Genomic DNA, 6914 nt, shown 5'->3' on the forward strand with positions numbered 1-6914 from the left:
GCCGCGCCCCCCCCCCGCGCCCCCCGCCCGCGCCCGGGGGGGGGGGGGGGGTGGTGGGGGGCGGGGGGCGGTCGGGGTGCGCCGCTGGGCCCCCCCGCGGGCGCCCCGCGGCGGCCGCGCCCCCCCACGGCCATATCCTGGAGGGGTGCAGGCACACCAGCGGCACGTCCGCTACTTCGTCATGATGGGCGTCTGCCTCGGACTGTTCGTCCTGGCCTGGGGCGTGGTGCGCCTGTGGTCGGTGCCCGCCGCGATCGCGATGTGCCTGGTCGCCATGGTGATCCCGCCGCTCGCCGCGGTCTTCGCCAACAAGCGCGACCCCGAGGACGACTGGTGGAACGACCCGCGCTGGGACGACCCCGGGTGGGACCGGCCCGGCCACGACCGGGACCGCCCCGACCACGAGTCCGGGGACGGCCGTCAGTAGACCAGGGCCTGCACCCCGTCGGCCATGACCTCGCTGACGAAGACCTGCGCCCCGGCGATCCGCACGCCCTCGACCGTGTCCTTCTCCCCGATCCCGCGCCGCGCCGCGCACTGGGTGCACAGGGTGACCGAGCCGGCCGCCAGGACCGACTCCAGCAGGTCGGGCAGCGGTGCCGCGTGCGGCAGCTCGAACTCCGCCGCCCGTCCGGGCAGGGCGAACCAGGACGACTCCCCGGTCAGCCAGAGCGAGACCTCGACCCCGCTCGCGACCGCGACCGCCGCCACCGTGAACGCCTGCGAGCAGCGCTCCGGCGCGTCCGCGCCGGCGGTGACCTTGATGACCAGCTTCTTCGACATGGCGACACACTATGCGGCGTGCGTGGCGGGGCTCACCGAGACCGCCCGAGGGGCGGCCGATAGACTCGGCAGGTCCTACCCACCGCCCACACCTGCCCTCGATGGAGCGCCCTCGTGGAAATCTTTTTCGAAAGCCTGCTCGCGCTGATGGCCGTCGTGATCACCTGGTTCGCGATCTTCTCGGTGATGAAGCTCTACCAGGGCCAGCGCTGACCCCGACTGCCGTACGGTTGGGTAGATAGTCCGACACCGACGACAGCAGCAGGATCATGATCGAGATTCCCTCCGACCTCCACCGTGACGTCGTCCCGCTCGCCTTCCTCCTGGGTACCTGGGAGGGCGCCGGCGTCTTCGACTTCCCGGGGTCCGAGAAGTGCAACTTCGGCCAGGAGGTCGTTTTCCGGCACGACGGCCGCCCGTTCCTCGAGTTCCGCTCCCGCACCTGGGTGCTGGACGAGCAGGGCGAGAAGGTCCGCCCGCTGGAGAACGAGCACTCCTTCTGGCGGATCACCAGCAACCAGCACGGCACCGGTGGCGAGCGCGAGATCGAGGTCTCGTCGGTCCGCGACGACGGCACGGTGGAGATCTGGTACGGCAAGCTGCACGACGGCAAGCCGCAGATCGACCTGGCCACCGACGCGGTCGCCCGGATCGAGGGCGCACCCGCCTACACCGGCGGCAAGCGCCTGTACGGCATGGTCAAGGAGGAGCTCCTCTGGGTCGGCGAGAAGGCCGCCCCCGAGGTTCCGCTGCGGCCGTACATGTCCGCGCAGCTGAAGAAGGTGCTCAGCCCGGCCAAGCTGATCCAGGACATCAACGACCTGCCGGACGACGGCATCGCGTTCTTCCGCTGAGCACGCGGTCGAGCACGACGTAGGGGCCGGCCGGCAGGCCGGTCCCTACACTTGTTCCACGACCTCGAACGGGTAGGGACACACCGTGGCGAAGACCGATGCACCCACCGACTGGAAGAGCGACCTGCGCGCGCGCGGCTACCGGCTGACCCCGCAGCGACAGCTCGTCCTGGAGGCGGTGGACGTGCTCGACCACGCCACCCCGGACGAGATCCTCGGACACGTCCGCAAGACCGCCAGCGGCGTCAACATCTCCACCGTCTACCGGACGCTGGAGCTGCTGGAGGAGCTCGGCCTGGTCTCGCACGCGCACCTCGGCCACGGCGCCCCCACGTACCACCTGGCCGGCCGCCACACCCACCTGCACCTGGTCTGCCGGGACTGCGACAAGGTCACCGAGACCGACACCGCGATCGCGGCCCCGCTGGTCGAGAGCCTGCGCGCCGAGCACGGCTTCGACACCGACCTCAAGCACTTCGCGATCTTCGGGCGCTGCGCCGACTGCACCGAAAAGCTCCACCGCCGGCAGCCGTAAGCTGGCCGGTATGACCGGTACCCAGAGCCCGTTGCTCGCCCTGCCCGGCGCCGTCCCCGCCGAGGGACCCGACGCGGGCGTCGCCGCCCACTACGGCTCCATCTTCGGCGAACAGCGCGAGCTCGCCGCCGGGCGCGGCTTCGTCGACCTCTCGCACCGCGGCGTGGTCACCGTCACCGGCGCCGACCGGCTCACCTGGCTGCACCTGCTGCTCACCCAGCACGTCAGCGCACTGCCGCCGCAGCAGGCCGCGGACGCACTGATCCTCTCCCCGCACGGCCACGTCGAGCACGCCCTCTACCTGGTCGACGACGGCGCCACCACCTGGATCCACGTCGAGCCCGGCACCCAGCAGGCGCTGATCGGCTACCTGGAGAGCATGCGGTTCTTCTACCGCGTGGAGGTCGCCGACGCGACCGCCGAGTACGCCGTGGTGTACCTGCCGGCCGGCTCCACCGCGCCCGCCGACGGGGCCGCGGCGGTCCGTGAACTCCCCTACGGGCGGGACCTGTTCCTGCCCCGCGCCGACCTGGAGAAGCTGACGGCCGGTTACGGGCCGGCCGCCGGGGTGTGGGCCCACGAGGCGCTGCGGATCGAGGGGCACCGGCCGCGCCTGGGCTTCGAGACCGACCACCGCACCATCCCGCACGAGGTCGACTGGCTGGCCACCGCCGTCCACCTGCAGAAGGGCTGCTACCGCGGGCAGGAGACCGTCGCCCGGGTGCACAACCTCGGCCGGCCGCCGCGCCGGCTGGTCTTCCTGCACCTGGACGGCACCGAGGAGAAGCTGCCCCCGCACGGCACCGAGGTCACCGTCACCGGGCAGGACCGCCCGGTGGGCTTCGTGACCTCCTCGGCCCGCCACCACGAGCTCGGCCCGATCGCGCTCGCCCTGGTGAAGCGGAACACCCCGGTGGACGCCGTCCTGCTGGCCGGCACCGTGCCGGGCACCCAGGACGTGATCGTCCCGCAGTAGCGGGTCAGACCTCCAGCAGCACGGTGAACGGGCCGTCGTTCACCAGCGACACCTTCATGTCCGCCCCGAACCGCCCGGTCTCCACCTTGGCGCCCAGCGCCCGCAGTTCGGCCGCCACCGCGTCCACCAGCGGCTCGGCGACCGGGCCGGGCGCGGCGGCGTTCCAGGTGGGGCGGCGGCCCTTGCGGGCGTCCCCGTAGAGCGTGAACTGGCTGATCACCAGCAGGGGCGCGCCCAGCTCGGAGCAGGACTGCTCCGGCTCGCCGGGGAACAGCCGCAGCGTCCACAGCTTGCGGGCCAGCTGGGCCGCCTTCGCCGGGGTGTCCTCGTGCGTCACGCCGACCAGGACGCACAGGCCCGGCCCCTCGATCGCGCCCACGCACGCGCCGTCCACGTGGACGGCGGCCTCCGCCACCCGCTGCACCACTGCTCGCATGCCGCCATTCTGCCGGAGGCGCGCGATTCGCCGACGCACGCCGGGTGGCGCGCGCGTGCGCCGAGGTCGGCGCAGGTCAGCGCGTGGGCGGAAATTGTCATACCAGCCACGGCACTTCGCCACGGGGTCCGTTCGGGTGCCGGTCGGTGCGCAGGGCCCCGCCCGGGTGGCACGCTGTCCGTCGGCCGACCCGGTGCACCGCCTCGGAACGGCGCGGGCGGCTTCCCCCGGACGGGTGGCGGCGCCGCCCCGGCGGGAACCACCGGGAACGGCCGGACGTGCTCACGTACGGGCCGACCGGCACCGGACGCAGGACGACGGCAGGTGGTGGATGGACGCGAGCGACATCGGCGGGCTGGGCCTCAGCCAGCTCCGTACGCTCTGGCGGAACGCGCAGGAGCAGGAGGCCGACCTCTCCTACCTGCGCCGCCTGCTCCAGGGCCGGATGGACATCCTGCGCGCCGAGCTCGACCGGCGGAGGGTCCCGCACGGGGCCGGCCCGGCGGCCGGCCGCACCGACCTGCTGGAGCGCCTCCCGGCGATCCTGGCCGACCTGCCGTCCACGGTGCGCCGGCCCGCCCGCCACCTCACGGTCGGGCCGCCGCGCGGCGAGGAGTACCGCCGCGAGGCCGACGCACTGATGGGCGACGTCCAGCTCGCCGACCTCGCCGCCCACCCCACCGACGACCTGCTCGCCGCCGTCGAGCGGCTCACCCGGCACGAACGGGAGATCTCCGGACGCCGCCAGCTCCTCCAGCGGACGGCGGACGACTGCAGCGCCGAGATCACCCGCAGGTACCGTGAAGGGGAAGCACGGGTCGACGACCTGCTCGCGGGGGGCTAGGGCCGCACGGTCCGCGGAGCGGGGCGGAGACCGGGCCACCCTCACCCAGTGCACCGCGCCCGTCAGGAGAACCACCCCATGCCGCAGTCCGCCCTGCCCGCCCTCGCCGAGGTCATACGCTCCGGCTTCACCGAGGGCCGCCACCGCGGCTCCCTGGTGCTGCTCGCCGCCGACGGCACGGTCGAGTACGCGCTCGGCGCGCCCGACCAGCCGGTCTTCCCGCGCTCCACGGCCAAGCCCTTCCAGGCCGTCGCCACCCTCCGCGCGGGCCTGGACCTCGACGGCGAGCGCCTCGCCCTCGCCGCCTCCAGCCACTCCGCCGAGGAGTTCCACCGTGCCGCCGTCCGGTCGATCCTGGCCGACGCCGGACTCACCGAGGCCGACCTGCGCACCCCGGCCGACCTGCCGCTCGACCGGGTCGAGGCCGAGGCGCTGCTGCGCGCCGGCGGGGACCCGGCGCCGATCATGATGGACTGCTCCGGCAAGCACGCCGGCTGGCTCGCCGCGAGCGCCGCCAACGGCTGGGACACCGCCGGCTACCTGGACGCCGACCACCCGATCCAGCGCCTCGCCCGCGAGGCCCTGGAGGAGGCCACCGGCGAGCGGCCCGCCCACGTCGGCACCGACGGCTGCGGCGCCCCGCTGCTCGCGGTCTCGCTCACCGGCCTCGCCCGCGGTTACCGCGCCCTGCTGCTCGCCGAGCCCGGCACCGCCCAGCGCCGGGTCGCCGACGCCATGCGGGCCCACCCCGAGTACGTGGCCGGCACCCGCCGCGCCGACACCCACCTGATGCGCGCCCTGCCCGGACTGCTCTCCAAGATGGGCGCCGAGGCCGTCCAGGTGGTCGCACTGCCCGACGGCCGTGCCCTCGCCTTCAAGATCGACGACGGTGCGGAGCGCGCCCGCGGCCCGGTCCTGGCGGCCGCGCTGCGCCGCCTCGGCATCGAGCACGAGGTGCTGCAGCAGATCGGCACCGAGCCGCTGCACGGCGGCGGCGCGGTGGTCGGCGAGGTCCGCGCGGCCTTCTGACCGGCACCCGGGCGGCGTACCCCGCCGCGGCGGCTCGCCGCGCGGGCCGCGCCGACCTGCGGCACGGTGGACGAGGGGCCGTCACACCACCGCTTGGGAGACCGTCATGACCGACCACACCTACCGCGTCACCGAGATCGTCGGCTCCTCGTCCGAGAGCATCGACGCGGCGATCCGCAACGGCATCGACCGGGCCTCCAGGACCCTGCGCAACCTGGACTGGTTCGAGGTGACCCAGGTGCGCGGCCACCTCGCGGACGGCCGGATCGAGCACTACCAGGTCGGGCTGAAGGTCGGCTTCCGCCTGGAGGACGCCGACTGACCACCGGCAGCGCACGGGGCCGGGGCGAGCGCAGCGCTCACCCCGGCCCCGTTGCTCCCGGGCCTCCCCCGGGAGGCCCGGCGGAAGGACGGCTCAGTGGCCGCCCTTCTCCTCCAGCCGCTTGACCGAGGCGACGATCTCGGCCTCGGCCTCGGTCCGGCCCACCCAGTTGGCGCCCTCGACGGACTTGCCGGGCTCCAGGTCCTTGTAGACCTCGAAGAAGTGCTGGATCTCCAGGCGGTCGAACTCCGACACGTGGTGGATGTCCCGCAGGTGCTCCCAGCGCGGGTCGGTCGCCGGCACGCAGAGCAGCTTGTCGTCGCCGCCCGCCTCGTCGGTCATGTGGAACATGCCGATGGCGCGGCACTTGATCAGGCAGCCCGGGAAGGTCGGCTCGTCCAGGATGACCAGCGCGTCCAGCGGGTCGCCGTCCTCGCCGAGGGTGCCCTCGACGTAGCCGTAGTCGGCCGGGTAGCGGGTCGAGGTGAAGAGCATCCGGTCCAGGCGAAGCCGGCCGGTCTCATGGTCGACCTCGTACTTGTTCCGCGAGCCCTTCGGAATCTCGATCAGGACGTCGAACTCCAACGGTTCCTCCATGGTGTGGGACGTGGGCCGCCAGGCGACCGGGCCCCGCGGCGTCCGCGCTCCCCGCCGCCGGGCGGCCTGACAGAATCCAAGTGTCTCGCACGGTGGGGAGTGCTCGGGAAAGGGGCCGGTGGGTGGACGCAGGGGCGCGGCGCGGAGCCGGGACGATCGTGGCGGCGGCGCTCGGGGTGGTGCTCGCCGGGACGGCCGCGGTGCTGCCGGCCCAGTTGCGGAGCCCGGACGGCCCGGCGACCGCCGCGGCCCGCCGGGACGCCCCCGAACGGCCCGGCGGCGACGGCGCCGACCCGCACCGGGCCGCCCCGGAGCGCGGCCCCGTCCTGGCCGCGGTCACCGACACCGCCGCCGGCGCCCCGACCGCCGACGGGGTGCGGCAGGGCCTCGGCGCCACCGTCCGCGGCCCGGCGCTCGGCACGCGGAACTGCGCGGTCGCGGACGCCGCCACCCGCGCCCAGGGCCCGGGGGCCCGCGCGGGGGTGCGGGCCCCCCCCCCGGCCCCCCCCCACGCGCGCACCGCGCGGCGCGCGCGCTC

The 6914-nt window shown here is 74.5% G+C and carries 10 protein-coding genes and 1 pseudogene; 8 read left to right on the forward strand and 3 right to left on the reverse strand.

Annotated features, from left to right (window positions below; genetic code table 11):
• The first annotated feature begins 145 nt into the window (after positions 1 to 145).
• Positions 146 to 427 (forward strand): DUF3099 domain-containing protein, encoded by a 282-nt coding sequence (locus tag ACFV0G_RS26795; protein ID WP_380553069.1) that lies wholly within the window; start codon positions 146 to 148, stop codon positions 425 to 427.
• Here the strand turns inward: ACFV0G_RS26795 and ACFV0G_RS26800 are convergent.
• Positions 421 to 783, reverse strand: coding sequence for a DsrE family protein (locus ACFV0G_RS26800; protein WP_380553072.1), 363 nt, complete (start codon positions 781 to 783; stop codon positions 421 to 423). The two genes, ACFV0G_RS26795 and ACFV0G_RS26800, sit on opposite strands and share 7 nt — an antisense overlap.
• A gap of 269 nt (positions 784 to 1052) precedes the next feature.
• Here ACFV0G_RS26800 and ACFV0G_RS26805 point away from each other — a divergent pair, with 269 nt between their 5' ends.
• The 3 genes from ACFV0G_RS26805 (at position 1053) to ACFV0G_RS26815 (ending at position 3148) form a co-directional block, all read left to right on the forward strand.
• Positions 1053 to 1637 carry an FABP family protein gene (locus tag ACFV0G_RS26805; protein WP_380553075.1) on the forward strand — a complete coding sequence of 195 codons (585 nt, stop codon included), beginning with the start codon at positions 1053 to 1055 and terminating at the stop codon, positions 1635 to 1637.
• Positions 1638 to 1722: 85 nt separating this feature from the next.
• A complete protein-coding gene (locus ACFV0G_RS26810) occupies positions 1723 to 2172 on the forward strand; it encodes a Fur family transcriptional regulator (RefSeq protein WP_380553078.1) in 450 nt (149 codons plus the stop codon).
• Between the two features lie 10 nt (positions 2173 to 2182).
• A complete protein-coding gene (locus tag ACFV0G_RS26815) occupies positions 2183 to 3148 on the forward strand; it encodes a YgfZ/GcvT domain-containing protein (protein ID WP_380553081.1) in 966 nt (321 codons plus the stop codon).
• A gap of 4 nt (positions 3149 to 3152) precedes the next feature.
• Here the strand turns inward: ACFV0G_RS26815 and dtd are convergent, their stop codons facing one another.
• The gene (gene dtd, locus ACFV0G_RS26820; RefSeq protein WP_380553084.1) at positions 3153 to 3584 is read right to left on the reverse strand and encodes a D-aminoacyl-tRNA deacylase; all 432 of its coding nucleotides are present in this window, start codon (positions 3582 to 3584) and stop codon (positions 3153 to 3155) included.
• A gap of 331 nt (positions 3585 to 3915) precedes the next feature.
• Between dtd and ACFV0G_RS26825 the strand changes: the two genes are divergently transcribed.
• The 3 genes from ACFV0G_RS26825 to ACFV0G_RS26835 all read left to right on the forward strand — a co-directional run bounded on the left by ACFV0G_RS26825 (position 3916) and on the right by ACFV0G_RS26835 (position 5779).
• Positions 3916 to 4428, forward strand: a complete 513-nt coding sequence (locus ACFV0G_RS26825; protein ID WP_380553088.1) for an ABC transporter substrate-binding protein — start codon at positions 3916 to 3918, stop codon at positions 4426 to 4428.
• Positions 4429 to 4506: 78 nt separating this feature from the next.
• Positions 4507 to 5457 carry an asparaginase gene (locus tag ACFV0G_RS26830; RefSeq protein ID WP_380553091.1) on the forward strand — a complete coding sequence of 317 codons (951 nt, stop codon included), beginning with the start codon at positions 4507 to 4509 and terminating at the stop codon, positions 5455 to 5457.
• A 106-nt stretch (positions 5458 to 5563) separates the two neighbouring features.
• Positions 5564 to 5779 carry a dodecin gene (locus tag ACFV0G_RS26835; RefSeq protein WP_345707006.1) on the forward strand — a complete coding sequence of 72 codons (216 nt, stop codon included), beginning with the start codon at positions 5564 to 5566 and terminating at the stop codon, positions 5777 to 5779.
• A 93-nt stretch (positions 5780 to 5872) separates the two neighbouring features.
• Here the strand turns inward: ACFV0G_RS26835 and ACFV0G_RS26840 are convergent, their stop codons facing one another.
• Complete coding sequence (locus tag ACFV0G_RS26840) at positions 5873 to 6364, reverse strand: inorganic diphosphatase (protein ID WP_380553094.1); 492 nt, start codon at positions 6362 to 6364, stop codon at positions 5873 to 5875.
• A gap of 134 nt (positions 6365 to 6498) precedes the next feature.
• Between ACFV0G_RS26840 and ACFV0G_RS26845 the strand changes: the two are divergent.
• A pseudogene (locus ACFV0G_RS26845) lies at positions 6499 to 6914 on the forward strand (hypothetical protein); the annotation flags it as partial.

Origin of the sequence: Kitasatospora sp. NPDC059571 (assembly GCF_042735675.1) — a bacterium.
GTDB lineage: Bacteria > Actinomycetota > Actinomycetes > Streptomycetales > Streptomycetaceae > Kitasatospora.

What these genes read in the sequence shown, in the direction of transcription:
- dtd (WP_380553084.1), bottom strand. Translation starts at nt 3,584, where the DNA reads ATGCGAGCAGTGGTGCAGCGGGTGGCGGAGGCCGCCGTCCACGTGGAC.
- ACFV0G_RS26835 (WP_345707006.1), top strand. Translation starts at nt 5,564, where the DNA reads ATGACCGACCACACCTACCGCGTCACCGAGATCGTCGGCTCCTCGTCC.
- ACFV0G_RS26825 (WP_380553088.1), top strand. Translation starts at nt 3,916, where the DNA reads ATGGACGCGAGCGACATCGGCGGGCTGGGCCTCAGCCAGCTCCGTACG.
- ACFV0G_RS26815 (WP_380553081.1), top strand. Translation starts at nt 2,183, where the DNA reads ATGACCGGTACCCAGAGCCCGTTGCTCGCCCTGCCCGGCGCCGTCCCC.
- ACFV0G_RS26805 (WP_380553075.1), top strand. Translation starts at nt 1,053, where the DNA reads ATGATCGAGATTCCCTCCGACCTCCACCGTGACGTCGTCCCGCTCGCC.
- ACFV0G_RS26830 (WP_380553091.1), top strand. Translation starts at nt 4,507, where the DNA reads ATGCCGCAGTCCGCCCTGCCCGCCCTCGCCGAGGTCATACGCTCCGGC.
- ACFV0G_RS26800 (WP_380553072.1), bottom strand. Translation starts at nt 783, where the DNA reads ATGTCGAAGAAGCTGGTCATCAAGGTCACCGCCGGCGCGGACGCGCCG.